This window comes from Luteimonas sp. 9C, assembly GCF_902506295.1.
Classification (GTDB): Bacteria; Pseudomonadota; Gammaproteobacteria; order Xanthomonadales; family Xanthomonadaceae; genus Luteimonas.
Genome location: NZ_LR733312.1, coordinates 2,638,598 through 2,661,243 on the forward strand (window position 1 = coordinate 2,638,598; position 22,646 = coordinate 2,661,243).

Here is a 22,646-nt window from a genome sequence, read left to right on the forward strand (position 1 = left end):
ACGTCAGTCCGCCTGGAAGCCGAGCATCGCCGAGATCTCGCGTGAGGTTCGCAGCAGGGATTCAACGTGCTGCGGATCGGGCGATGCCGGCAGGTAATGGATCGAGCCGACGATCGCGAGCGTGCCGAACAGCGAACCGTCGGCCTGCAACAGGGGCGCGGCGAGGGCGTTGATGCCGGTGAACAACTGCTCGGGTGCATCGGACCAGCCGCGTGCGCGGACGGTGTCGATCTCCACGCGCAGTGCGTTCGCATCGGTGATCGACAGCGGCGTGCTCTGCGGCAGCGGCGCGGACAGGAAGCCGTCGCGCACGTCGTCAGGACCGAATGCCAGCACCACCTTGCCCTGGGCGCTGGTGTTGTGCGGAAAGCGGCTGCCGGGTCGCAGCGTAATCTCGATCGGCGAGGTGCCGCGCAGGAAGTCGATGACGATCACCGAGTCGTCGGCGTACGACGCGATCACGATCGTCTGTCCGACCTCGTCGCGCAGGCGTTGCAGCGCCGGCTTGGCGAGCGTCATCAGATCGAAGCGGCCCACGCACGCGCGGCCCAGCAGGTACAGCTGCCAGCCGACCCGGTAGTGGTTGCTGGTCGCGTCCTGGGTCACGTAGCCGTGTTCGCGCAGTGCGCTCAGATGTCTGTGCGCGCGTGCCTTCGGCATGCCCAGCAGGTTGGACAGCTGGGTCACGCCCAGGCCCTGCGGCGCGTTGGCCAGCGCCTCGATGACTTTCAGCGAGACGACGGCGGTCGGAAGGGCGGCATCGCCGAGATCGGCGGCTGGGTCAGCGTTCTGCATGAGGCGGTGGCGTGGCTCTGGGAGTCGATCGCGCGACGTGCGCCGTCGGAGGTTAACCCGCGCGCCTTCAGGCAGGGAGGTCGATGTCGCGCTCGGCGAATACGCGATACGTCTGCACCTTCGGCGCGTCCGCGTCTTCGGGGCGCACGTAGCGGATCGAGCTGCGGCTCCGCACGGCGCGCGGCAGCAGGAAGCAGCGCACGAAGTGCGTCGACGTGCGTTCGGTGGTCGGCGCGAGCACTGGTGCAGGTCCGAGCTCGAACCAGGCCTCGCCCGGTGCGTGCGTGTGTCGCTTGCCCTGGGTTTCGATCGAGATCTCGCCGCTCGCACAGATGCGGATGCCCGGGCCCTGATGCACGTGGGTCAGCGCGACGCCACCGGGCGGAAAGCCGACTTCGTCGCAGCGCATCAACCAATCGAAACGTGGATCGAGTTCGATCTCCGCTTCCAGTTTCAGTGTGGTCGACGTGGAAGGCGCCGACAGCAAGGCGTGATCTGCGGGCGTCGATGCGGCCGTCAGCTCCCAGCGCCAGATCCGCGCTTCACTGCGCTCGGCGATCAGCGTCGTGCTGTCCTGCGAGACGCGTGCCGTCCCGGTGGTCAACCACTGGCCATCGTCTGGACCTTCCACCATCAGACCGCCATCCACCACGTACAGCGCACGCGGCGTCGCGGGCAGATAGACCGGTGGACAGCCGTCGGGCAACAGGTCTTCGTAGAGACGCAGGGTCAGCGCGCGCATGCAACAACTCCTTGTGGGCCACATATCGTATCGATAGTCGATACGATATGAATGATGTGGATCATTGATCGAGACTTATTGTATATTGATACACGAGTATCGATCAACGATACAAATGTGACACACCCGTCATGCAGGCGCGGACCTGCTGCCAACTCGCTCGGGAGGGCGTGCGATGTCTCAAGACAACAGTGCGGAGATGGGAAGCAACGCCCACGGCGGGCGTTGGTGGAAGGGCGCCAGCAAACAGCAGTGGCGCGCGTTCAATTCGGCCTATCTCGGCTGGATGCTCGACATCATGGATCTGATGTTGTTCGCGATGGTCATCAAGTACGTGATCGTCGACCTGGGCATGGACAAGTCCTCGGCCGGCCTGGTGATGTCGGCGACGTTGATGGCGACGGCCGCGGGCGGTCTGGTGTTCGGCTTCCTCGCCGACCGTCTCGGACGCGCGCGTTCGATGATGCTCAGCATCATCTGTTACTCGGTGGGCACCGCGCTGTGCGGTCTGGCCGACACGCTCGGCCAGCTGATGCTGTTCCGGGTCATCGTCGGCCTCGGTGTCGGCGGCGAATGGTCGGCGGGTTCGGCGCTGGTCAGCGAAACCTGGCCGGCGAAGCATCGCGGCAAGGTCATGGCCAGGGTACAGAGCGCATTCGCGGCCGGCTACGCGGCCGCCGCGGTGGTCGCGGCACTGGTGATTCCGGTGGCCGGCTGGCGCTGGGTGTTCGCAGTCGGTCTGCTGCCGGCGCTGCTGGCGTTCTACGTGCGCCGCCACGTCAAGGAGCCGGAGATATGGCTGAGCCAGACCAGGCGGCTGACGTTCGGCGAAACGGTGCGCGAGCTGTTCGGCGGCCCCTACGCGCGCAACACCTGGATCGGTCTGGCATTCACCACCGCGGCGATGTGCGGCTACTGGGGACTGTTCACCTGGATCCCGACGTATCTGGCCACGCCGGTCGCCGAAGGCGGCCCCGGTCTGGATCTGGTCAAGTCGACGATCTGGATCGTGATCATGCAGGTCGGCGCCGCGGCGGGCTTCATCACCTTCGGTTACATCGCCGACCGCATCGGTCGCAAGAAGGCGTTCCTGCTGTTCTTCCTCGCCTCGGCCGTCGTCGTGCCGGTCTTCGCGACCATCCGCTCTCCCGACATGCTGATGGTGTTCGGCGTGGTCGTCGCCTACTTCGGTACCGGCTTCTACAGCGGCTTCGCACCGACATTCGCCGAGCTGTTCCCGACGACCATCCGCGCCACCGCGCAGGGCTTCGTCTACAACGGCGGCCGCGCGATCGCCGCCATCGCGCCGTTCCTCATCGGCTTCATTTCCACGCGCTACGGCGTCACCAGCGGACTGGTGACGACGGCCGCGTTCTTCGCGCTGGCCGGCCTGATCGTCTGGGTGTTCCTGCCCGAGACCAAGGGCCAAGAGCTCGCCTGACCCGACACCGATTGGAGAACCCCATGCCCGTCATCCAGATCACCGTGGTCGAAGGCCGCGATTCCGAACGCGTCGAAGCCTGCATCCGCGAGGTCGCGCGCGTCGTCAGCGAGACCCTCGACGCGCCGCTGCCGTCGATCCGCGTCATGGTTCACGAAGTGCCGGCGAACCGCTTCGCCGTCGGCACACGGCTCAAGAGCGATCCGGCGCCGGAGAGTGCGGCATGAGTGTGGCGATCTCGACGCACGCCGATGCCCTGCACGCGGCGCTGCGCAGCGGCCAGCCGATCGATCCGCTGACCGGTCGCGTCGACGGACTCGATCTCGCCGGCGCCTACGCGATCGCGCAGGCCGGCATCGCCCACCGGCTCGCCGAGGGCGAGACCGTCGTGGGTCGCAAGATCGGTCTGACCAGCGTCGCCGTGCAGCGGATGCTCGGCGTCGACCAGCCCGACTTCGGCGTGCTGACCGATCGCATGGACCATTCGCGCACTGGCGCCATTCCCGTCGACGGCATGATCGCGCCGCGTGCGGAAGGCGAGATCGCATTCCATCTCAAGCGCGACCTCGCCGGTCCGGGCATCACGCTGCACGACGTGCTGCTGGCGACCGAGTCGGTGTCGGCGTGTTTCGAGATCGTCGACTCGCGGATCCGCGACTGGAAGATCGGCATTCTCGACACCGTCGCCGACAACGCATCCGCCGCGGCTTTCGTCACCGGTAACGCGCGCGTGTCACCGATCGGACTCGATCTGGGGACCTGCGGCATGGCGCTGGAGAAGAACGGCGCGCTGCTCTCGACCGGCGCCGGCGCCGCCGCGCTCGGCTCGCCATTGAACTGCGTGGTGTGGCTGGCGAACCAGCTGGGCCGGCTGGGCAGTGGCCTCAAAGCCGGCGACACGATCCTTTCCGGCGCACTCGTGCCGCTGACGCCGGTCGTCCGCGGCGATCACCTGCGTCTGCGCGTCGGTGGCATCGGCGCCGTGGACCTGCACTTCGTCTGACGCGCATCGATCGCGCTTTCTTCGGGCGCCGTCGCGCGTCCGGATCCTTCATCGTTTCGAGGAGTCACACATGCCCGTCAAGGCAGCCGTCATCGGTTCCGGCAACATCGGCACCGATCTGATGATCAAGATCCTGCGCCACGGCCAGGCCCTGTCCATGGGCCCGATGGTGGGCATCGATCCGGAGTCCGACGGCCTCGCGCGTGCCCGCGCGATGGGCGTCGAGACCTGCGATGCCGGCGTGTACGGACTGACGATGTCGCCCGCGTTCGACGACGTGCAGATCGTGTTCGATGCGACCTCCGCCGCGGCCCACGTCCACAACGACGCCGTGCTGCGCGCATCGCGGCCGGACATCCGCGTCGTCGACCTGACACCGGCAGCAATCGGCCCCTACTGCGTGCCGTCGGTGAATCTCGATGCGCACCTCGACGCCGGCAACGTCAACATGGTGACCTGCGGCGGGCAAGCGACGATTCCGATCGTCGCTGCGGTCGCGAGCGTCGCCACCGTGCATTACGCGGAAATCGTCGCGTCGATCTCGAGCCGTTCGGCCGGCCCGGGCACGCGCGCGAACATCGACGAATTCACCGAAACCACCTCGCGCGCGATCGAAGCGGTCGGAGGTGCGCGCAAGGGCAAGGCGATCATCGTGCTCAATCCGGCCGAGCCGCCGCTGCTGATGCGCGACACGGTCTACGTGCTGTCCGACGACGTGGACACCGCGCGCGTCGAAGCGGCGATCGAAGCGATGGTGGCGCGCGTTGCGCGTGATGTGCCGGGCTATCGCCTGAAGCAGACGGTGCAGTTCGAGCGCATCGAACAGCCGGTCAACGTGCCGGGACTCGGGCCCGTGACGTGCCTCAAGACGTCGGTGTTTCTCGAAGTCGAAGGCGCCGCGCATTACCTGCCGGCCTACGCCGGCAACCTCGACATCATGACCTCGGCCGCGCTCGCGACCGGCGAACGCATCGCCGCGCAGCTGCAGGCCGCATCTCAGGAGACGCCGGCATGATCGACAAGACGCTCTACATCTCGGACGTCACCCTGCGCGATGGCTCGCACGCCGTGCGCCACCAGTACACGGTCGCCCAGATGCGGCAGATCGCGGCCGCGCTCGACAGCGCCGGGGTGGATTCCATCGAAGTCGCGCATGGCGATGGCCTGCAGGGCGCGTCGTTCAATTACGGCTTCGGCGCGCATTCCGATCTCGAATGGATCGAGGCCGTCGCCGAGACCGTGCAGCACGCCCGGGTCGCGACGCTGCTGCTGCCCGGTATCGGCACCGTGCACGACCTGAAGGACGCTTACGCCGCCGGCGCACGCGTGGTGCGCGTGGCGACGCACTGCACCGAGGCCGACGTGTCGCGCCAGCACATCGAAGCGGCGAATGCGCTGGGCATGGACGCCGTGGGCTTCCTGATGATGAGCCACATGGCCGAGCCGGCGGCGCTCGCCGCGCAGGCGAAGAAAATGGAGTCCTACGGCGCGTCGTGCGTGTACGTGGTCGACTCCGGCGGCGCGATGGGCATGACCCAGATCCGCGAACGCTTCCGCGCGTTCAAGGACGTGCTGGACAGTGCCACGCAGACCGGCATGCACGCCCATCACAACCTGTCGCTGGGCGTGGCGAATTCGATCGTCGCCGTGGAGGAAGGCTGCGACCGCATCGACGCCAGCCTCGCCGGCATGGGCGCTGGCGCGGGCAACGCACCCTTGGAAGTGTTCATCGCCGCCGCCTCGAAGCTCGGCTGGCAGCACGGCTGCGATCTGTATGCGCTGATGGACGCCGCCGACGACATCGTGCGTCCGCTGCAGGAACGTCCGGTGCGCGTCGATCGCGAAACCCTGGCGCTCGGCTATGCCGGCGTCTATTCGAGTTTCCTGCGGCATGCGGAATCCGCGGCGCAGCGCTTCGGCATCAGCGCCGTCGACATCCTGGTCGAGCTCGGCAAGCGACGCATGGTCGGCGGGCAGGAGGACATGATCGTCGACGTCGCCCTGGACGTGGCGCGCGCACGTGGCACGGCGGCCGCGCAGCCGGAGGTGACAGCATGAGCCTGTTACCCGCCACCATCGAAGAGATCGCCACGTTGCTGCATGACGCCGAGCGCGACGTGCGCGATGTGGTGAAGGTCACCGACGCGCAGCCGGATCTCGACACCGAAGCGGCCTACCGCGTGCAGGACGCGTTGCGCGCCCTCAAGCTCGCGCGCGGCGTGCGACTGGTCGGCATGAAGATGGGCCTGACGTCCTTTGCCAAGATGGAACAGATGGGCGTCGACACGCCGATCTACGGCTTTCTCGGCAGCGACAACGCGGTCGACGACGGCGCGGCGGTCGAGACCGCGGCGCTGATCCATCCCAAGGTCGAAGCCGAGATCGCCTTCGTCATGCGCGACGCCCTGCAGGGCCCGGACTGCACGGTCGAGCAGGTGCTCGCGGCCACCGCTTGCCTGCTCCCGGCCATCGAAGTCATCGATTCGCGCTACGAGAATTTCCGATTCGATCTGCCGAGCGTCATCGCCGACAACACCTCTGCGTCGCGTTACGTGATCGGCTCGAAGGCCGCGACTGTCGACGGCCGCGATCTGGAATCGATCGGCGTCGTGCTCGAGAAGAATGGCCAGGTGGTCGAGGTCGGCGCGGGCGCCGCGGTGCTCGGCAATCCCGCGCGCGCGGTCGCGATGCTGGTCGACATGTTGCATGCGCGCGGCCAGTCGCTGCCCGCCGGCAGCGTGGTGTTGTCGGGCGCGATCACGGCCGCAGTCGCGGTCGAGGGCGGCGACCACGTCCAGGTCCGCATCGACGGCCTCGGTTCGACCGGACTGCGCTTCGTCTGAATCCACGACACACGTTCCGTCCGGCGCCATTCCGGCGCCGGCTGTCGCCCTGGGAGGGGAGCTTCATGTTGAGATCGAACCGGAAGGGCGCGCGCCTGTCGCTCGCCCTGGCCCTCGCGGCCGCCTGCGCTGCGCCGGCTGCGGCGCAGGACATTGACGTCGCCGCGGTCGAAGCGCGTCTGGGCCAGATGGAGCAGGAGATGCGCGAGTTGCGCGCGCTGCTTGAAGCGCATGGCGGCACGGCCGTGTCGCCTGCCGTCGCGCAGTCGTCGGCGCCTGTTGCCACGACGCCCGCCACCGCGTCCGCCCCCGTGGCTGCAGCGCCGACGCAGAAGACTGTGGCGATGCCGGGCGCGGCGCCCGGCACGACCTTCTCCTTCGGCGGCTTCATCAAGCTCGATGCGATGACCACGAGCACCAGTGACGGCAAGATCGCCGACGGCTCGGCCGGTCGCCTGTTCTACTTCCCCGGCGCCACGCCGGTGGCGGCGGACGGACAGGGCGAGCGCAGCACCTACAGCGACATCCATGCGCAGTTCTCGCGCTTCGCGTTCAGCGCCGACACGCGGACCGACAGCGGCAACACCCTCAAGGCCTATATCGAGGCCGACATGTACGGCGGCGGCAGCAACGCGCTGGCCGGCAACGAGACCATCACCAACACCTATGCGCTGACGCTGCGGCAGGCCTACGTCAGCTACAACGGCTGGCTCGCGGGCCAGACCTGGTCGAACTTCCAGGACGTGGCGGCGTTGCCCGATACCGTCGACTTCACCGGCCCCTCCGAAGGCACGGTGTTCAGCCGCCAGGCGCAGGTGCGTTACACGCGCGGACCGTGGTCGGTCTCGGTGGAAAATCCCCAGACGACGGTGACGCCTTACCTGTCGCAGGCCGCGCGCTTCAACAGCGGCGACAACCGCGCGCCTGACGTGACCGCGCGCTGGATCACCCGCGGCGACTGGGGACACTTCACTGTCGCGGGCCTTGCGCGCAGCTTCCGCAATGGCGATGCGACCGCGTCGGGCGCGGCGCTCAGTGTCTCCGGCCGCTTCAACCTCGGTGCCAATGACGACATCCGCTACATGGTCAGCGGTGGCGACGGTATCGGCCGCTATCTTGGCTTCGCCCTCGGCACCGACACGGTGCTCGATGCGGACGGCGGACTGCACAGCCAGAGCGGCTACGGCGGATTCGCCGCGTGGCGGCATGCGTTCAATGCGAAGCTGCGCGGCAACGTCGTCTACTCGATCGCCTCGCTCGACAACGATGCACTGCTCACCGGCGGCTTCGTCACCGAACGCGCGCAATCGTTCCGCGTGAACATGATCTATTCGCCGGCGCCGAAGCTCGACATCGGCGGTGAGATCAGCTGGGCCGACCGCCGCCTGGAGAACGGCCTCGAAGGCGATCTGCAGCGCGTGCATACGCACGTGAAATACAACTTTTGACTGACAGGCCTGCAGCGCGCCGTGCATCCCAGGTGGTGCACGGCGTCGTGTGCTTTGCCTGTGTGACTGTTACAGCCGCAGGCTGAGCGACAGGAACGCGCTGCGCCCCGGCGCCGGTGAGAACATCGGCTGTGCCTCGTCCTGGAAGAAGCTGTCGTACCACGCGTAGACGTATTCGCGATCCGTGAGGTTCCGGACCTGCAGGTCGAGGCGCAGGCGCGGCGTGATCTGGTACTTCGCGCTGAGATCGAGCACCGCGAACTGGCCGAACTTCCCGGTCTCGTTGCGCTCCTCCAGATAGTAGTCACCCTGCGCGCGTGCCTGCAGGCCGAATGCGAGTGCGTCGCTCGCCCGGTAGTCCACGCCGAGATTGCTGATGGTGCGCGGGGTCGCCGCGACCTCGTTGCCTTCGATCGACAGTCCCGGCGCGCGGCCATCGCGTTCGATCTTCGCTTCCTGGTAGGCGTGCGATGCCCGCACCGTCCAGCGTTCGCCCAGCTGCGCATCGATCTGCGCGTCCACGCCGCGGCGGCGGGTCTTGCCCAGCACCACGGTCGTGCCGGTGGCCGGCATGTTGGAGACCTCGTTCTCCGCATCCTGCTGCCACACCGCGATGCGGGCCTGGCTGCCGGTGAACGGGCGGAAACGCAGGCCGGCTTCCATGCCGGTGTTGGTCGAGGGCCGGATCGCCGCCTGTCCCGGCGTCAGATACGCGGGCGGCGTGGACCCGGTCAGCACCTGGAAGGTGCGGCCCCAGTTCGCGTAGATGTTGGTCTCGGGCGACAGCGCATGGACCACGCTGAGCTTGGGCTGGCCGATGGTGCCGTAGTCCTGCAGCGGCGCGCGCACGCCGCCCGGCAGTTGCGTCGTGCCGGCGAACCGGTCGACGCGGTAGGCGGGCACGATCTTCAGCGCATCGACCGGTTGCCAGATTGCCTGCACGTACGCGCCGGTGTTGTCGAAACTGTGGCGGTCGTCGTTCTGCACGCGCGCCGGCGGCGCTTCGAAATCGGTCGGCTCGGCGTAGTTGAAGCGCAGGCGCGTGTAGCGGTTGCGCTGCTGCTCGTGGTTGGCGCCGCCTTCGAGTGTGAGGGTGTCGCTGGCGACCCAGGTCAGCGTGGTGAGCAGGCCGGTCTGCGCCTCGTCCCAGATGCGACGCTGCCGCGGCGCGTTGCCGGTGGGCGGATCGCTGAAGGTGACGCGGCGATCGTCCTCGTAGCGGTTGTCGTAGAGCTTGCTGCCGAACACGAGGTTCTCGGCGAGCTTGAGATCCATGTGCAGGCCGATCTGGCGCATCTCGCGATCGTCGCCGTCGTTGGCATTGCGGCGCTCGGAACCGCGCCGGTTCGCCGCGAGTTCGTCAGCGGTCATGAAGCCGGGTTCCTCGGCGTGCTGCTTGTAGGCGCGCGCGGTCAGGCCGATGCGCATGCCGTCGTCGAGGTCGCCATAGAACCACTTGCCGCCCAGCGAATATTTCTCCGATGCATCGTGGTCGCGATACCCGTCGGAGGCCTGCGTGCCGATGAAGTAGTTCTGTGCGAAACCGCCATGCTCCCGACCCACCGCGATCTGTGCTTCGCGCGTGTCGAAGCTGCCGTAGGCCAGTCGCGCATCGGTGTACTCGCCGCCCTGGCGGGTGCCGAAGTTGATGTTGCCGCCGATGTTGTGCAGGCCGTAGCGCGGATCGTTGGTGCCGCGCACGACTTCGATGTAGTCGATTTCCAGCGGGAACAGCATGTCGATGAAGCGCTGGTTGCCACTGTTGACGTTGCTGGGGATGCCATCGATCAGCGTCTTGATCGCGTTGAGGTAGCCCTCGCCGTTGAAGGCGCGGAAGCTCACCTTGCCGGACTCCGCGCCCTGCCGCGTCTCCGTCAGCTGCATGCCGGGCATCTGCCCGAGCAGCTCCCAGCTCTGCGTCACCGTCTTGTCCTCGATCTGCTCGGCGCCGAGCACATCCACCGAGGTCAGCACCTCGTGCGCGGTCAGCTGGCCGCGCGCCTGTTGCACCTGCACCGTGCCCATCGTCGTGGTGGCGCCCTGGGACTGCGCTTGGGCGAGCGGCGCGGCCAGGGTCGCGACGGTGGCGAGGATCGCGACGGTGAGGGGGCAACGCTTCATGACGGACCGGGCCTGCTGAACGGGGCCGGCACTCTATCATGTAATAACATTACATTTAGCGCGTTCAGAGTGTTTCGGCACCGCGTGCGTACGCGAGCTCGCAGCGCTAGTCACAACGGCACACGTCGCCGGTAGGGTCGCGTTACCGGCGGTTCCACGCCGGTCGGGTATGCTGCAACGCAACATCAAGCCCGCCGATCCGTGTCCGCCATCCACGCCAAGCCGTCCCAACCCGATCCGCACGACGCCGCCGAGGCCGCCGCTGCGATCGCCGTCGCCGCGCCCGAAGCCTCGCCGCAGCGGCATACGCTGATCGAGGACGTGCAGGGCCTGGTGCTTGCCAGCCTGGTCGGCGCGCTGGGGATGTCGATCCTCGCGACGGGCGGCCTGCTGGTCGGCGGCATCGCCGGCGTCTCGCTGCTGGTGCACTACGCGAGCGGCTGGAACTTCGGCCTGCTGTTCGTGCTGATCAACCTGCCGTTCTACTGGATCGCGGTGCGGCGCATGGGCTGGGAGTTCACCCTCAAGACCTTTCTCGCGGTCGGTGTGACGGGTTTCGTCGCCGACGCGATTCCGCGCTGGGCGCCGTTCGAATCGATGCATCCGGCGTTCTCGGCGATCTTCGGCGGCGCGCTGGTCGGCATGGGCATCCTGTCCTTCATCCGTCACCGCGCGAGCCTCGGTGGCGTGGGCATCGTGGTGGTCTGGCTGCAGCGCAGTCGCGGCTGGAGCGCCGGCAAGCTGCAGATGGGCTTCGACAGCATTCTGATGCTGGTCGCGCTTGCGATCGTGCCGCCGGCGCAGGTGCTCTACTCCGCGCTCGGCGTGCTGGTGCTCAATCTCGTGCTGCTGTTCAACCACAGGCCCGGGCGCTACATGGGCGCGTGAGCCCGCTGCGCGCAACCTTGCAAGGGCTCGACGCAGAAGATGCCAGTGCGTCCCGCCCCGGCGCCGCGCCCCTGGATATTCAGGCGTTCGCGCCTAGACTCGGCAGCATCGACCCTGCCGGTCCACGGATGCCCTGCGATGCGCCGATTCGTCACGCCCGCCCTGCTGTGTCTCGCACTCGCCGCGCCGGGCCTGGCGTCCGCGCAGCAGTACGAGATCGATCTTTCTCGACTCGACCCCGCCGCCGTGCTCTCCACCGGGGGCGACGTCCTGCGCCGCGCATCGGGACAGTCGGTCGACGACCTGTTCCAGGCGGTACTGCACGCGTCGCGCGAGCCGAAGGAATCGCGCGCGCTGTGCGCATTGTTCGAACCCGACGCGCGGCGTGACCTCGCCGCATTCCAGCGCACCGTGGACACGCTGGGCCCCGCGAGCCGCAACCGCTTCGCCAACGCCTTCACCAACGTCGCCATGAGCGGCCTGCAGGGTCAGCCGCAGCCCTACGATCCCGCGGTCGCGCAACAGGTCCTGCGCTCCGCGGCCATCACCGCCACGCTGCTGCACGACGGTTTCATGCTCGGCCTGACCGCCACCGGCACGGACGACGCAAGCCGCCAGGCCCGTTGCCGTTCGTTCCGGCAGGTCGTCGACGTGCTCAAGGACCAGCCGCAGCCGCAGCGCGTGCTGGCGACGCGCTGGCTGCTCAACGAGGGCCTGACGCTGGTCGCCGATGGACAGTCGCCGCCGGGATGAGTCGCCGCGTCAGGTGTCCGCTCGACTGCGGGCACCGCGTCGGGCTCAGCCGACCTGCGCCAGCCAGGCCTCGAGGTTGTAGTAGTTGCTGACGCGCGCGATGCGGCCGTCGCGGATGTCGAAGAACGCACCGCCCGGCAGCACGTAACGCTGCCCGGTCGCCGCCGGCAGGCCGGCATCATCGGCCACATATTCGCCATGTACCACGTATTCGGCGGCGGCCCGCGTCCCGTCGGACGACGCCAGCACGACGATGTCGTCCAGCCGTTCGCGATAGGACGCATCCATGCGGCGCATGAACGCGACGAACGCTTCGCGCCCGGTTTCGCGTGCGCCCTGGTTGAGGTCGTGCGCCACGTCGTCGGTCAACAGCGCGAGCATCGTCGCGCGGTCGCCGGCGTTGAATGCGGCGTAGTAGTCGTGCACCAGCTGCAGGGTGGTCTCGTGCGTCAACGCAAGGTCTCCTGGGCCGCGTCCCACAGGTCGCGATGGAAGAAGTACACCTCGCGCAGCAGGAACTCGCGCTGGGTACGGAACGTGCGGAAGCGGGTGGACGGCGTCGGCGAGCCCAGTGCGTCGATGCCCAGCCGTTCGCTGGCGCGCAATGCACGGGCCATGTGCAGCGGATCGCTGACGATGATCACGCGGTGCAGGCCGTGGTCCTGCAGCAGGCGCCGGGTTTCGACGAGATTTTCCTGCGTCGTGCGCGAGCGCGACTCGATCAGGATCGCGGACTCGGGAATGTCGCGCCGCAATGCATAGCGCCGCGCGACCTGCGATTCGGAGAAGCGCGCCTTCGCGCCGCCGTAGCCACCGGTGAAGATCAGCGTCTTCGCGTGGCCGGCGCGGTAGAGATCGAGACCGTGATCGATGCGCGCCTCGAACACCGGCGAAGGTTGCGCGTCGTAGGCGGCCGCGCCGAGGACCACGATGGCGTCCGCCGGGCCGGCCTCGTCGCGATTGCCGACGTGGACGATCCACGCCGCCACGCCCAGCAGCCAGATCGCCAGCAACAGCACCAGCCAGACCACCAGGCGGAAGAAACGCCGCACCGGCTGGCGTTTGCGTGTCATGGAAGCCATGCGTCCGTCACGCCAGCCACGGCAGGCGGTCGGGATCGACGTTGCCGCCGCTGAGCACCAGGCCCACGCGCAGACCGGCGAAGCGCGAGCGGTTGGCAAGCACGGCGGCCAGCGTGATCGCCGACGACGGCTCGACCAGCTGCTTGGTGTGCACCGCGATCCGCCGCATCGCCGCGACCGTGTCGGCATCGTCCACCGCGATCACCTCGACCGGCGTGCCGTCGCTGCTGCGGTGGGCGTGCAGGATCTCGAAGTTGGGCGCGCCGAGCAGGCCACGCAATCCATCGCAGACGGTCTCCGGCTCGAGATCGTCGACGCGCGCGCCGGCCTGCAGCGAGCGCAACGCGTCGTCGGCGCCGCGCGGCTCGGCCAGGATCAGGTGCGTGGACGGCGACGCGACCTGCAGTGCCAGCGCCGTGCCGGCCGCCAGTCCGCCGCCGCCCACCGGCACGACCAGCACGTCCAGCGGCCCGGCCGCGTGCAGCAGCTCGAGCGCCGCCGTGCCCTGGCCGGCGATCACGTCGGCATTGGCGTAGGGATGGATCAGCGTCGCCCCGGTCTGTGCGCGCAACCGCTCGCAGGCGGCCTCGCGCGCGGCCAGTGTCGGCGCGCAGTGGTGCAGCACCGCGCCATAGCCTGCGATCGCGGCCAGCTTCGCCGCCACGGCGCCTTCCGGCACGACCACATGGCAGACCAGGCTGCGCGCAGCCGCGGCGAGTGCCAGTGCGGCGCCATGGTTGCCCGAGGAGTGGGTGACCACCCCGCGGGCGGCGGTCGGGTCGTCGAGGGACCACACGGCGTTGCTGGCACCGCGGAACTTGAATGCGCCCGCGCGTTGCAGATGCTCGGCCTTGAAATGCAGCGCGCAGCCCGCCGCATCGTCGAGCGTGCGGGCCTGCAGCACCGGCGTGACATGCGCCTTGCCGGCGATGCGCGCAGCCGCGGCGCGCACGGCGTCCGGTGTCGGCAGGGAAATCGTGTCCGTCATGGCGCAAGCGTAACGGAGCGACCACCGGGATTCACAGGCCGACGGCAGGATGAAGCGGCCTGCGCGCGCCCGGCACGCTTAAGGGCCGATTCAATGCCGCGGGCGGATTGTGGACCTCTGATCGACAGGGGGGACCGACATGATCCGCAAGGCTTTTCTGCTCGTTGCCTGCATGACGCTGGCCGGCTGCGCGACCTATGGCTACCGCGGCGGCAGCGGCGACTACTACTACGGCTCGCCCGGCACCACCTACCGGCACTACGGCGCGCCCTACGGCAGTCTCGGCTATGGCCGTGGCTATGGCTGGTACGGCGGCGCGCGATACGGCGTTCCCTACGGGCGCTACGACGCCTGGAACCGGTATCCCTATGGCTACGGTGGCGGGTATTACCGGCCGCCGCCGGTGATCGTGCGTCCGGTGTATCCCGGTCGTCCCGGCGGACATCGGCCGGATCGGCCGCCGCACGGTCATGGCCATCCGGGTCGCCCGGGCTGGGGGGATGGACGCCCTGGGCGTCCCGACCACGGCCGTCCGGACCGACCGGGTATCGGCCGCCCCGACGGACCGCGTCCCGGGTTCGGCGGGCGTCCGCCGGATCGCGGCGATGCCGATCGTCCGGGCCGTCCCGGTAGCGGGTGGGGCGGTCGACCGCCCCGTGGCGAGGGACAGACACGTCCGGGCCCGCGTCCGGGGGGTGTGCGCCCGGCGCGACCGGAAGGCCAGCCGCGTCCGGGCTTCCAGCGTCCGCCGCAGGCCGCGCCGGTGAGCCGCCCGGCGCCGGCGCGCACGGAGACGCGTCCGAGTCCGCGCGGCGAAAGAAGGACAACGGTCACACACCGCGAAGTCGAGCCGCTTTAAGCCTTGCGCTGGATGTGAGGGGAGAGGAAGCTTGCGCCCGAGTGACCGGATGCGTCGGTTTCCGACGAAATGGTCACACCGACTGTCGATGCCCGGCGGGGGAATACCGGATCCCCCCTGTTCCGCCTCCGCCGGGTGTCGGCTCTTGATCCGCGCAGTCGTCTCGACGCGCCGCGCCTGCGCCGCAAAAAGATGGGGCCGGATGTCCCCCGACATCCGGCCCCGTGCTTCCCCGCAGCGTGCTTGGCCAGCCCTGTTCCAATTCCGGCCGCGCCCCCCTTTGTCGACGCTTGCCGCTGCGGGTGCCCCCTGACGCACGCAGAAACTGTGCCAACTCTGGCGCAGTGACTGCCGTGCGTCGCCGAACTCGCGGATAATCGTCGCCATGCCCAACGACTTCCACAGCTACGACGTCATCGTCGTCGGCGGCGGCCATGCCGGCACCGAGGCCGCGCTGGCGTCCGCGCGCGCCGGCGCCCGCACGCTGCTGCTCACCCACAACGTCGAGACCATCGGCGTCATGAGCTGCAATCCGGCGATCGGCGGCATTGGCAAGGGCCACCTGGTGCGCGAGATCGATGCGCTCGGTGGCGTGATGGCGCGCGCTGCGGACGCGGCGGGCATCCAGTGGCGCCGGCTCAACGCATCGAAAGGCCCGGCGGTGCGCGCGACGCGTTGCCAGGCCGATCGCAACCTCTATCGCGCGTTCGTGCGCCGCGCCGTCGAAGCGCAGCCGAACCTGACGATTTTCCAGTCGGCGGTCGATGACCTGGTCATCGAAGGCGACGCCGTGCGCGGCGCGATCACCCAGACCGGCCTGCGCTTCGATGCGCCGGCGGTGGTGCTGACCGCCGGCACCTTTCTCGCCGGGCGCATCCACATCGGCGAAGCGCAATCGGCCGGCGGCCGCGCGGGCGATCCGCCCGCAGCCACGCTTGCCGCGCGTCTGCGCGAACGTCCATTCGTTGTCGACCGCCTCAAGACCGGCACGCCGCCGCGTATTGATGGCCGCACGCTCGACTACGCCGCCATGACCCTCCAGCCGGGCGACGATCCGCGCCCGGTGTTCTCCTTCATGGGCAGCCGCGACGACCATCCGCGCCAGGTGCCGTGCTGGATCACCCGCACCACCGAACGCACGCACGAGATCATCCGTGGCGCGCTGCACCGCTCGCCGATGTATTCCGGCCAGATCGAAGGCATCGGCCCGCGCTATTGCCCGTCGATCGAGGACAAGGTGGTGCGCTTCGCCGACAAGGACAGCCACCAGATCTTCGTCGAGCCCGAAGGCCTCGATGTCGCCGAGATCTATCCCAACGGCATCTCGACCTCGCTGCCGTTCGACGTGCAGCTCGAGCTCGTGCGCAGCATCGTCGGCTTCGAGACCGCGCACATCACCCGCGCCGGCTACGCGATCGAATACGACTTCTTCGATCCGCGCGGGCTGAAGAACACGTTGGAGACGCGCACCGTTTCGGGCCTGTATTTCGCCGGCCAGATCAACGGCACCACCGGGTACGAGGAAGCCGCCGCGCAGGGCCTGCTCGCCGGCGTCAACGCCGCGCGCCAGGTGCGTGGCCTCGATGCGTGGACCCCGCGCCGCGACCAGGCGTACATCGGCGTGCTGGTCGACGACCTGATCACGCACGGCACCAAGGAGCCCTACCGCATGTTCACCAGCCGCGCCGAATACCGGCTGCAGCTGCGCGAGGACAATGCGGATCTGCGCCTGACCGAAGCGGGCCGCACGCTCGGCCTCGTCGACGATGCGCGCTGGGCCCGTTTCGATGCCAAGCGCGAAGCGGTCGAGCGCGAGACCGCGCGCCTGCGCGGGTTGTGGGCGTCGCCGCAGAACGCGATCGGCCGTGATGCGGTCGCGACACTGGGCATCGAACTGCGCCGCGAGAGCAACGGCATCGATCTGCTGCGTCGCCCCGAACTCGGCTACGCCGATCTGATGCGCGTCGAGGCGATCGGCCCGGGCGTCGAAGCGGCCGATGTCGCCGAACAGGTCGAGATCGAAGCCAAGTATTCCGGCTATCTCGAGCGCCAGCGCGTCGAGATCGAACGCCAGCAGCGCCAGGAAACCACCGCGATCGCGCCGGAGTTCGACTACGCGCAGGTGCGTGGCCTCTCCGCCGAGCTCGCGCAGAAGCTCACCCAGGTACGACCGCTCACCGTCGGCCAGGCGCAGCGTATCCCAGGCATGACACCCGCCGCGATTTCGCTGCTGCTGGTGCATCTGGAACGCGCACGGCGCACGCGCGCGGCCTGACGGCGCGCGGTAGCCGCCTCACTTCGAGGCGGCGGCGTGCGCCTACGCAACCTCGTGCGTTGCGCATCGAGCGGGCTGTCGGCCTGCGCGCAGGCGCTTCGGAACACGCGGGCGTTGACCTCCCCGCACGCGTCCCGATAATCCGGTGTTCCGCGTGCCTGTGCTCTGTTACGCGCGACGACCGCTCAGGACGACCGACATGACGCAAAGATCCGTGACCTTCGGTGCAAGCATCGCCGCCGTCATCGGCATCGCGTACTGGGCCGTCGCGTCCCGCATGACGGGCGGTGGCGAACCCTGGGATGCACCCGCGTACTGGACCTTGGCCTATCCGGGGGCACTGCTGGTCTCCGCCGTGCTCGGCTTCGCGATGCCGGCACGCGCCTGGCTCTGGGGCCCGATCGTCGTGTTCGCCCAGGTGCCGGTGGTGATCGCCGTCGCGGGTGCAGGGCCACTGCTGCTGGCTGGCGTGCTGTATGCGGCGGTGCTGTCGATTCCGGCGGCGCTGGTCTCGGGTATCGCTGGATGGAGCCGGCGGCGCAGCAGGCGCATCGCGAATCGCTGAAGACGACGGGCGGCCGGCGCGCTGCGCTGACTCGCAGGTGCTGCGTCAACGTGCAGCGGGTGATGCGGGCCGCCAGGACCACAGCAGCAGCACGAGGCCGACGATCGCGAACAGGGCCGCGCCCGACAGCAGGAACGGATCCACCCACCAGGACTCGGCAAAGCGGAACTCGCCGGCGCTGATCTTGCGCCAGCCGGCGAAATGCTGGGTGGCGGCCACTACCGCGCCGAATACGCCGAGTACGCCGGCCAGCCAACGGATCGCCCAGCCGCGCAGGTCCGGGCACAGGAGCAGCAGACCGAGCAGGCCGATCACGCTGCGCTGGGCGCGGCAGAACGGACACACGTAGACGACGCCCGACAGATCGAGCGCCCAGGTGGCGGCGCAGACCACGATCGCGAGCACGCCGATCGTGCGGACATGACGGTGGAGGGTGGCGAGGGTCGGCATGGCGATCGGCGGTCGGGGCGGTCCGTCATTGTGCGACGTGCGCGGGGCCGCGGCACGCGCCGCGGCCTCGCAAACCGGCTCAGCGGCCCCGGGCGCGTGCGAACGCGTCGGCCAGTGCATTGTTGCCGGGCGCGGCCGCGGTCTGCAGCGGCTTGCCGCCGGGACGTCCACCACGCGGATCGCCCGGACCACGGCTGGCATTGCGATCCTCGCGCGACTCGCGCGCCGGCTTTTCGCCCGGCACATCGTCGAGCCGCCGCGTCAACGCGATGCGCTTGCGCAGCACATCGACCTCGAGCACCTTGACCTTGACGATGTCGCCGGCCTTGACCACGTCGCGCGGATCCTTGACGAAGGTGTCCGACAGCGCCGAGATGTGCACCAGCCCGTCCTGGTGCACGCCGATGTCGACGAACGCACCGAATGCGGCGACGTTGCTGACCACGCCTTCGAGAATCATGCCGATCTGCAGGTCCTTGATGTCCTCGACGCCGTCGGCGAACTGCGCGGCCTTGAACTCCGGACGCGGATCGCGGCCCGGCTTCTCCAGTTCCTTCAGGATGTCGCGCACCGTCGGCACGCCGAACGTCGCATCGGTGAACTGTTCGGCCTTGAGCCCGCGCACGAACGCCCCGTCGCCGATGATCTGGCGCACGTCGCGGCCGCTGCTGCCGGCGATGCGCTCGACCACCGGATAGGCTTCCGGGTGCACCGACGACGCATCCAATGGTTCGTCACCGTCGGCGATGCGCAGGAAGCCCGCACACTGCTCGAAGGTCTTCTCGCCGAGGCGCGGCACCTTGAGCAGATCCTTGCGGCGCTTGAACGGGCCGTTCGCATCGCGGTGCACGACGATGTTCTCGGCGACGCCGCTCGACAGGCCGGCGACGCGCGCGAGCAGTGCACTCGACGCCGTGTTGACGTGCACGCCGACCGCGTTGACGCAGTCCTCGACGCGCGCATCCAGCGCACGCGCCAGTCGGTACTGGTCGACATCGTGCTGGTACTGGCCGACGCCGATTGCTTTCGGCTCGATCTTGACCAGCTCGGCCAGCGGATCCTGCAGACGCCGCGCGATCGACACCGCACCGCGGATCGACACATCGAGGTTCGGGAATTCCTTGGCCGCGGTTTCCGACGCCGAATACACCGACGCGCCGGCTTCGCTGACGACGATCTTCTGCAGCTTGAGCTCCGGCGAAAGCCTGATGACGTCGGCGGCGAGACGATCGGTCTCGCGCGAGGCCGTGCCGTTGCCGATCGCGATCAGCTGCACGCCGTGGTCTGCGCACAGCTTGCGCAGCGTGTGCACCGACTGGTCCCACTGCTTGCGTGGCTCGTGCGGATAGATCGTGTCAGTCGCGACCAGCTTGCCGGTCGCATCGACCACCGCGATCTTGCAGCCGGTACGGATGCCGGGATCGAGACCGAGCACGGTCTTCGGGCCGGCAGGCGCCGCGAGCAGCAGATCCTTTAGGTTGTCGCCAAAGACGTTGATCGCCTCGGCCTCGGCCTTCTCGCGCGCCTTGCCGAACAGATCGATCATCAGATGCAGGTGGATCTTCGCGCGCCACGCGAGCCGGCAGGCATTGAGCAGCCAGGTATCGGCACTCCGATTCCGCGCGGCGATGCCGGCATGGCGCGCGATGCGGCCCTCCGCATACGCGTTGCCCTGTTCGGGATCGGCGCCGGGTTCGAGCTCGAGGGTCAGGAACTCCTCGCGCCGGCCGCGGAACAGCGCGAGCAGGCGGTGCGAGGGAATCTTCGCCAGCGCTTCGGCGTGGTCGAAGTAGTCGCGGAACTTCTCGCCCGCGGCTTCCTTGCCGGCGGCGACCCTGGCGCGGATCACGCCGTTGGCTTCGAGCCAGGTGCGCAGCTCGCCAAGCAGCGTCGCATCCTCGCCCCAGCGCTCCATCAGGATCGCGCGCGCGCCTTCCAGTGCAGCCTTGGCATCGGCGACGCCCTTGTCGGTATCGACGAAACCCGCGGCGAATTCCTCCGGCACCTGGGTCGGATCGGCCAGCAGGCCGTCGGCCAGTGGCTCCAGTCCAGCTTCGCGGGCGATCTGCGCGCGCGTGCGGCGCTTCTGCTTGTAGGGCAGATACAGATCTTCCAGCCGCGCCTTGCTGTCGGCGGCTTCGATGTCGGCGCGCAGTTCGGGCGTCAATTTGCCCTGTTCGTCGATGCTGGACAGGATCGCCGCGCGGCGGTCTTCGAGTTCGCGCAGGTAGGACAGACGCGTTTCGAGATCGCGCAGCTGGGTGTCGTCGAGGCCGCCGGTGACTTCCTTGCGGTAGCGCGCGATGAACGGCACGGTCGCGCCTTCGTCGAGCAGTGCGATCGCGGCGATCGCCTGCGCGGGCTGCGCGCCGATCTCGGCGGCGATGGTGTCGGCGATTCGACGGGCGAGGGCGGCATCAGGCTTGGACATGGGTTCCACACGGGCTCGCGGCAGCAGCGCCGCGCGGCGATTGTGGCAACCCGGTCCAATCGGCGGTACCCGTTGACAAGCGGGTCCAGTCCGCGTGCGCCTCAGTCGCGGCGCCGGCGCCAGGGCAACGGAATCTGGAACAGCATCAGCGCGATCCACGCCAGGCGGCTGGAGCCGCTCTCGCGCGTGGCCGGGAGCGGCGCGTCCGCGTCGGGATCGTCTTCGGCGCCGAGCTGGAACTCGCCGGCATCCAGCCGCCCGATGAGGTCCTGGGCCTGTGCCAGCTGGTCGTCGCGCACGTGCAACTTCACCCCGCCGATGGCCAGCCGCCACTCCCAGTTCGCCAGCGCCATGTTGGCATCGCCCAGATGCACGTCGATGCCCTCGGCCTGCAGCAGGCCGCAGGCGATCTGCGCTTCGATCGGGTCTGCATATCGGGCGACGATGACGCTCATGGGTGGCTGTGTGGACACGCGTACATGCGGGTGAGGGTAACCTTGCGCACTGAATCCGACGCTCACGTGGAGCCTGGCGCATGTCTGCTTTCGATCGTCCCGCACGCCGCTCGCGCCTGCGCAACGTCCTCGCGGTGTCGACCGCTGCACTGTTGCTCGCAGCCTGCGGCAGCGACGCGCCCGAGCCGGCGGCCGCGCGCACCGCGACCACGGATGTGACCGCGCCGAGCGAGCTCGTCGACTGGGCGCTGCCGGAAACCGGCGCAGGCTCGGCCTCGCCCGATCTCGTCGCCGGCCCGGACGGCGTGCTGATGCTGAGCTGGGTGAACTCGCGCGAAGGGCGTCGGCACGTGTTCCAGTTCTCGCGTTTCGATCCTGCGCAGCAGCGCTGGCGCAATGCGCCGACGACGATCGCGATCGGCAACCGCATGTTCGTCAACTGGGCCGACACCCCGCACGTGCAGGCCACCGCCGACGGCGCGCTGTGGGCGCACTGGCTGCAGAAGAACGGCGATGCGCCGTATGCCTACGACATCGCGCTGGTGCGCTCGCGCGACGGCGGCGCGAACTGGGGTGCCTACACCGTGCCGCACGACGACGGCACGCAGACCGAGCACGGCTTCGTGTCGATGTGGCCGCAGGCCGACGGCATCGGCATGGCCTGGCTCGATGGTCGCAACACGGTGGGCGCGAGTCACGAAGGCCATGATTCGCCCGCCGGCCATGCCTCGCCCGGCGAAGGCCGGCCGATGACGCTGCGGGCCGCGACCTTCGACGCAGGCCTGCGCAAGACCGGCGAGCAGGAAATCGATGCCAGCGTCTGCGACTGCTGCCAGACCGCCGCGGCGGTCACCGCGCAGGGTCCGGTGCTGGTCTATCGCGGACGCAGCGACGGCGAGGTGCGCGACATCATGGTCACGCGCCGCGAGGGCGACGCCTGGACGACGCCGACGGCCGTGCACGCCGACAACTGGGTGATGCCGGCCTGTCCGGTCAATGGCCCGGATTTGGCCGCGCTCGACAGCGGCGTCGTCGTGGGCTGGTACAGCGCACCGACCGGCACGCCGCAGGTGCAGATCGCCCGCAGCGAGGACGCCGGCACGACGTTCGCAGCGCCGGTCTTGCTCGACAGCGACGCTGCCGTGCAGGGACGCGTCGCCGTCGCGCTCGATGGCCAGCAGGCCTGGGCGATGTGGCTGCGCGAGGACGCGGCTGGTGCGCAGTCGCTGTGGCTGTCGCGCCGCAGTCCGGACCTTGCGACCGAGTACGAACGCATCGAAGTCGCGCGTCCGCAGGGCCGGGGCCGCGGCACCGGCTTTCCGCAGCTGCAGGCGGTGAACGGGCAGGCCTATGTCGTGTGGACCGATGTGGTCGACGGCGCACCGACGCTGCGCGGCGTGCGCGTGGTGCGCTGACCGTCCGATTGCGCCCCGCGCAACACCTGCCGGTCTCCAGACAGCTGTCGTGCGTGCGGTCCCGCACATTGGAGACGCGCTGAAGTGATGTC

Annotated in this window: 22 protein-coding genes; 13 read left to right on the forward strand and 9 right to left on the reverse strand. The window is 68.9% G+C overall.

All coding sequences use genetic code 11. The annotated features are described in order from the left end of the window. Nucleotides 1-3: 3 nt before the first annotated feature. Together CURTO8I2_RS12070 and CURTO8I2_RS12075 are read right to left on the reverse strand one after the other, a co-directional pair. Nucleotides 4-795 carry an IclR family transcriptional regulator gene (locus CURTO8I2_RS12070; protein WP_159681308.1) on the reverse strand — a complete coding sequence of 264 codons (792 nt, stop codon included), beginning with the start codon at nucleotides 793-795 and terminating at the stop codon, nucleotides 4-6. Between the two features lie 67 nt (nucleotides 796-862). Further along, complete coding sequence (locus CURTO8I2_RS12075) at nucleotides 863-1,537, reverse strand: hypothetical protein (protein WP_159681309.1); 675 nt, start codon at nucleotides 1,535-1,537, stop codon at nucleotides 863-865. Nucleotides 1,538-1,736: 199 nt separating this feature from the next. Here CURTO8I2_RS12075 and CURTO8I2_RS12080 point away from each other — a divergent pair, with 199 nt between their 5' ends. The 7 genes from CURTO8I2_RS12080 (at nucleotide 1,737) to CURTO8I2_RS12110 (ending at nucleotide 8,272) form a co-directional block, all read left to right on the forward strand. Then, the gene (locus CURTO8I2_RS12080) at nucleotides 1,737-2,978 is read left to right on the forward strand and encodes an MFS transporter (RefSeq protein WP_201295511.1); all 1,242 of its coding nucleotides are present in this window, start codon (nucleotides 1,737-1,739) and stop codon (nucleotides 2,976-2,978) included. A gap of 23 nt (nucleotides 2,979-3,001) precedes the next feature. Continuing rightward, nucleotides 3,002-3,205, forward strand: coding sequence for a tautomerase family protein (locus tag CURTO8I2_RS12085; protein ID WP_159681311.1), 204 nt, complete (start codon nucleotides 3,002-3,004; stop codon nucleotides 3,203-3,205). Then, nucleotides 3,202-3,981, forward strand: coding sequence for a fumarylacetoacetate hydrolase family protein (locus CURTO8I2_RS12090; RefSeq protein ID WP_159681312.1), 780 nt, complete (start codon nucleotides 3,202-3,204; stop codon nucleotides 3,979-3,981). Before CURTO8I2_RS12085 ends, CURTO8I2_RS12090 begins: the two co-directional genes overlap by 4 nt. A gap of 70 nt (nucleotides 3,982-4,051) precedes the next feature. Next, the gene (locus tag CURTO8I2_RS12095; protein ID WP_159681313.1) at nucleotides 4,052-4,996 is read left to right on the forward strand and encodes an acetaldehyde dehydrogenase (acetylating); all 945 of its coding nucleotides are present in this window, start codon (nucleotides 4,052-4,054) and stop codon (nucleotides 4,994-4,996) included. Next, nucleotides 4,993-6,039, forward strand: coding sequence for a 4-hydroxy-2-oxovalerate aldolase (dmpG, locus tag CURTO8I2_RS12100; RefSeq protein ID WP_201295512.1), 1,047 nt, complete (start codon nucleotides 4,993-4,995; stop codon nucleotides 6,037-6,039). Before CURTO8I2_RS12095 ends, dmpG begins: the two co-directional genes overlap by 4 nt. Beyond that, complete coding sequence (gene dmpH, locus CURTO8I2_RS12105; protein WP_159681314.1) at nucleotides 6,036-6,824, forward strand: 2-oxo-3-hexenedioate decarboxylase; 789 nt, start codon at nucleotides 6,036-6,038, stop codon at nucleotides 6,822-6,824. Before dmpG ends, dmpH begins: the two co-directional genes overlap by 4 nt. Nucleotides 6,825-6,889: 65 nt before the next feature. Further along, nucleotides 6,890-8,272 (forward strand): DcaP family trimeric outer membrane transporter, encoded by a 1,383-nt coding sequence (locus CURTO8I2_RS12110; protein WP_236551095.1) that lies wholly within the window; start codon nucleotides 6,890-6,892, stop codon nucleotides 8,270-8,272. Nucleotides 8,273-8,341: 69 nt separating this feature from the next. On the opposite strand, the gene CURTO8I2_RS12115 is transcribed toward CURTO8I2_RS12110, so the two are convergent. Next, entirely contained in the window at nucleotides 8,342-10,393 is a 2,052-nt protein-coding gene (locus CURTO8I2_RS12115) for a TonB-dependent receptor (RefSeq protein ID WP_159681315.1), read from the reverse strand. Nucleotides 10,394-10,660: 267 nt separating this feature from the next. On the opposite strand from CURTO8I2_RS12115, the gene CURTO8I2_RS12120 reads away from it, so the two are divergent. Together CURTO8I2_RS12120 and CURTO8I2_RS12125 are read left to right on the forward strand one after the other, a co-directional pair. Further along, nucleotides 10,661-11,281 carry a YitT family protein gene (locus CURTO8I2_RS12120; RefSeq protein ID WP_236551144.1) on the forward strand — a complete coding sequence of 207 codons (621 nt, stop codon included), beginning with the start codon at nucleotides 10,661-10,663 and terminating at the stop codon, nucleotides 11,279-11,281. A 138-nt stretch (nucleotides 11,282-11,419) separates the two neighbouring features. Next, nucleotides 11,420-12,034, forward strand: coding sequence for a hypothetical protein (locus CURTO8I2_RS12125; RefSeq protein WP_159681316.1), 615 nt, complete (start codon nucleotides 11,420-11,422; stop codon nucleotides 12,032-12,034). 45 nt (nucleotides 12,035-12,079) lie between these two features. Here CURTO8I2_RS12125 and CURTO8I2_RS12130 read toward each other — a convergent pair whose 3' ends face one another. Genes CURTO8I2_RS12130 through CURTO8I2_RS12140 form a run of 3 tightly spaced genes read right to left on the reverse strand, consistent with a single transcriptional unit; the run spans nucleotide 12,080 to nucleotide 14,104 of the window. Continuing rightward, entirely contained in the window at nucleotides 12,080-12,487 is a 408-nt protein-coding gene (locus CURTO8I2_RS12130) for a ketosteroid isomerase-related protein (protein WP_159681317.1), read from the reverse strand. Further along, a complete protein-coding gene (locus tag CURTO8I2_RS12135) occupies nucleotides 12,484-13,107 on the reverse strand; it encodes a YdcF family protein (protein WP_236551096.1) in 624 nt (207 codons plus the stop codon). Before CURTO8I2_RS12135 ends, CURTO8I2_RS12130 begins: the two co-directional genes overlap by 4 nt. A gap of 16 nt (nucleotides 13,108-13,123) precedes the next feature. After that, a complete protein-coding gene (locus CURTO8I2_RS12140) occupies nucleotides 13,124-14,104 on the reverse strand; it encodes a pyridoxal-phosphate dependent enzyme (RefSeq protein ID WP_159681319.1) in 981 nt (326 codons plus the stop codon). A 139-nt stretch (nucleotides 14,105-14,243) separates the two neighbouring features. On the opposite strand from CURTO8I2_RS12140, the gene CURTO8I2_RS15535 reads away from it, so the two are divergent. The 3 genes from CURTO8I2_RS15535 (at nucleotide 14,244) to CURTO8I2_RS12155 (ending at nucleotide 17,803) form a co-directional block, all read left to right on the forward strand. After that, entirely contained in the window at nucleotides 14,244-14,963 is a 720-nt protein-coding gene (locus CURTO8I2_RS15535; RefSeq protein ID WP_305067729.1) for a hypothetical protein, read from the forward strand. Nucleotides 14,964-15,348: 385 nt separating this feature from the next. After that, on the forward strand, nucleotides 15,349-17,238 hold the full coding sequence (mnmG, locus tag CURTO8I2_RS12150; RefSeq protein ID WP_159681320.1) for a tRNA uridine-5-carboxymethylaminomethyl(34) synthesis enzyme MnmG: 1,890 nt from the start codon (nucleotides 15,349-15,351) through the stop codon (nucleotides 17,236-17,238). Nucleotides 17,239-17,437: 199 nt separating this feature from the next. After that, a complete protein-coding gene (locus CURTO8I2_RS12155; protein WP_159681321.1) occupies nucleotides 17,438-17,803 on the forward strand; it encodes a hypothetical protein in 366 nt (121 codons plus the stop codon). A gap of 45 nt (nucleotides 17,804-17,848) precedes the next feature. Here CURTO8I2_RS12155 and CURTO8I2_RS12160 read toward each other — a convergent pair whose 3' ends face one another. The 3 genes from CURTO8I2_RS12160 to CURTO8I2_RS12170 all read right to left on the reverse strand — a co-directional run bounded on the left by CURTO8I2_RS12160 (nucleotide 17,849) and on the right by CURTO8I2_RS12170 (nucleotide 21,139). After that, complete coding sequence (locus tag CURTO8I2_RS12160; RefSeq protein WP_159681322.1) at nucleotides 17,849-18,253, reverse strand: hypothetical protein; 405 nt, start codon at nucleotides 18,251-18,253, stop codon at nucleotides 17,849-17,851. Between the two features lie 79 nt (nucleotides 18,254-18,332). Next, the gene (locus tag CURTO8I2_RS12165; protein WP_159681323.1) at nucleotides 18,333-20,684 is read right to left on the reverse strand and encodes a Tex family protein; all 2,352 of its coding nucleotides are present in this window, start codon (nucleotides 20,682-20,684) and stop codon (nucleotides 18,333-18,335) included. A gap of 101 nt (nucleotides 20,685-20,785) precedes the next feature. Further along, the gene (locus tag CURTO8I2_RS12170) at nucleotides 20,786-21,139 is read right to left on the reverse strand and encodes a DUF2007 domain-containing protein (protein ID WP_159681324.1); all 354 of its coding nucleotides are present in this window, start codon (nucleotides 21,137-21,139) and stop codon (nucleotides 20,786-20,788) included. Nucleotides 21,140-21,219: 80 nt separating this feature from the next. Here CURTO8I2_RS12170 and CURTO8I2_RS12175 point away from each other — a divergent pair, with 80 nt between their 5' ends. Next, the gene (locus CURTO8I2_RS12175) at nucleotides 21,220-22,554 is read left to right on the forward strand and encodes a sialidase family protein (RefSeq protein ID WP_159681325.1); all 1,335 of its coding nucleotides are present in this window, start codon (nucleotides 21,220-21,222) and stop codon (nucleotides 22,552-22,554) included. The last annotated feature ends 92 nt before the right edge of the window (nucleotides 22,555-22,646 follow it).

Coding starts and splice junctions, on each gene's coding strand:
- CURTO8I2_RS12070 (WP_159681308.1), bottom strand. CDS start 795: ATGCAGAACGCTGACCCAGCCGCCGATCTCGGCGATGCCGCCCTTCCG.
- CURTO8I2_RS12135 (WP_236551096.1), bottom strand. CDS start 13,107: ATGACACGCAAACGCCAGCCGGTGCGGCGTTTCTTCCGCCTGGTGGTC.
- CURTO8I2_RS12115 (WP_159681315.1), bottom strand. CDS start 10,393: ATGAAGCGTTGCCCCCTCACCGTCGCGATCCTCGCCACCGTCGCGACC.
- CURTO8I2_RS12165 (WP_159681323.1), bottom strand. CDS start 20,684: ATGTCCAAGCCTGATGCCGCCCTCGCCCGTCGAATCGCCGACACCATC.
- CURTO8I2_RS15535 (WP_305067729.1), top strand. CDS start 14,244: ATGATCCGCAAGGCTTTTCTGCTCGTTGCCTGCATGACGCTGGCCGGC.
- CURTO8I2_RS12160 (WP_159681322.1), bottom strand. CDS start 18,253: ATGCCGACCCTCGCCACCCTCCACCGTCATGTCCGCACGATCGGCGTG.
- CURTO8I2_RS12075 (WP_159681309.1), bottom strand. CDS start 1,537: ATGCGCGCGCTGACCCTGCGTCTCTACGAAGACCTGTTGCCCGACGGC.
- CURTO8I2_RS12090 (WP_159681312.1), top strand. CDS start 3,202: ATGAGTGTGGCGATCTCGACGCACGCCGATGCCCTGCACGCGGCGCTG.
- CURTO8I2_RS12110 (WP_236551095.1), top strand. CDS start 6,890: ATGTTGAGATCGAACCGGAAGGGCGCGCGCCTGTCGCTCGCCCTGGCC.
- CURTO8I2_RS12085 (WP_159681311.1), top strand. CDS start 3,002: ATGCCCGTCATCCAGATCACCGTGGTCGAAGGCCGCGATTCCGAACGC.
- CURTO8I2_RS12125 (WP_159681316.1), top strand. CDS start 11,420: ATGCGCCGATTCGTCACGCCCGCCCTGCTGTGTCTCGCACTCGCCGCG.
- mnmG (WP_159681320.1), top strand. CDS start 15,349: ATGCCCAACGACTTCCACAGCTACGACGTCATCGTCGTCGGCGGCGGC.
- CURTO8I2_RS12095 (WP_159681313.1), top strand. CDS start 4,052: ATGCCCGTCAAGGCAGCCGTCATCGGTTCCGGCAACATCGGCACCGAT.
- dmpG (WP_201295512.1), top strand. CDS start 4,993: ATGATCGACAAGACGCTCTACATCTCGGACGTCACCCTGCGCGATGGC.
- CURTO8I2_RS12155 (WP_159681321.1), top strand. CDS start 17,438: ATGACGCAAAGATCCGTGACCTTCGGTGCAAGCATCGCCGCCGTCATC.
- CURTO8I2_RS12140 (WP_159681319.1), bottom strand. CDS start 14,104: ATGACGGACACGATTTCCCTGCCGACACCGGACGCCGTGCGCGCCGCG.
- CURTO8I2_RS12170 (WP_159681324.1), bottom strand. CDS start 21,139: ATGAGCGTCATCGTCGCCCGATATGCAGACCCGATCGAAGCGCAGATC.
- CURTO8I2_RS12080 (WP_201295511.1), top strand. CDS start 1,737: ATGGGAAGCAACGCCCACGGCGGGCGTTGGTGGAAGGGCGCCAGCAAA.
- CURTO8I2_RS12175 (WP_159681325.1), top strand. CDS start 21,220: ATGTCTGCTTTCGATCGTCCCGCACGCCGCTCGCGCCTGCGCAACGTC.
- dmpH (WP_159681314.1), top strand. CDS start 6,036: ATGAGCCTGTTACCCGCCACCATCGAAGAGATCGCCACGTTGCTGCAT.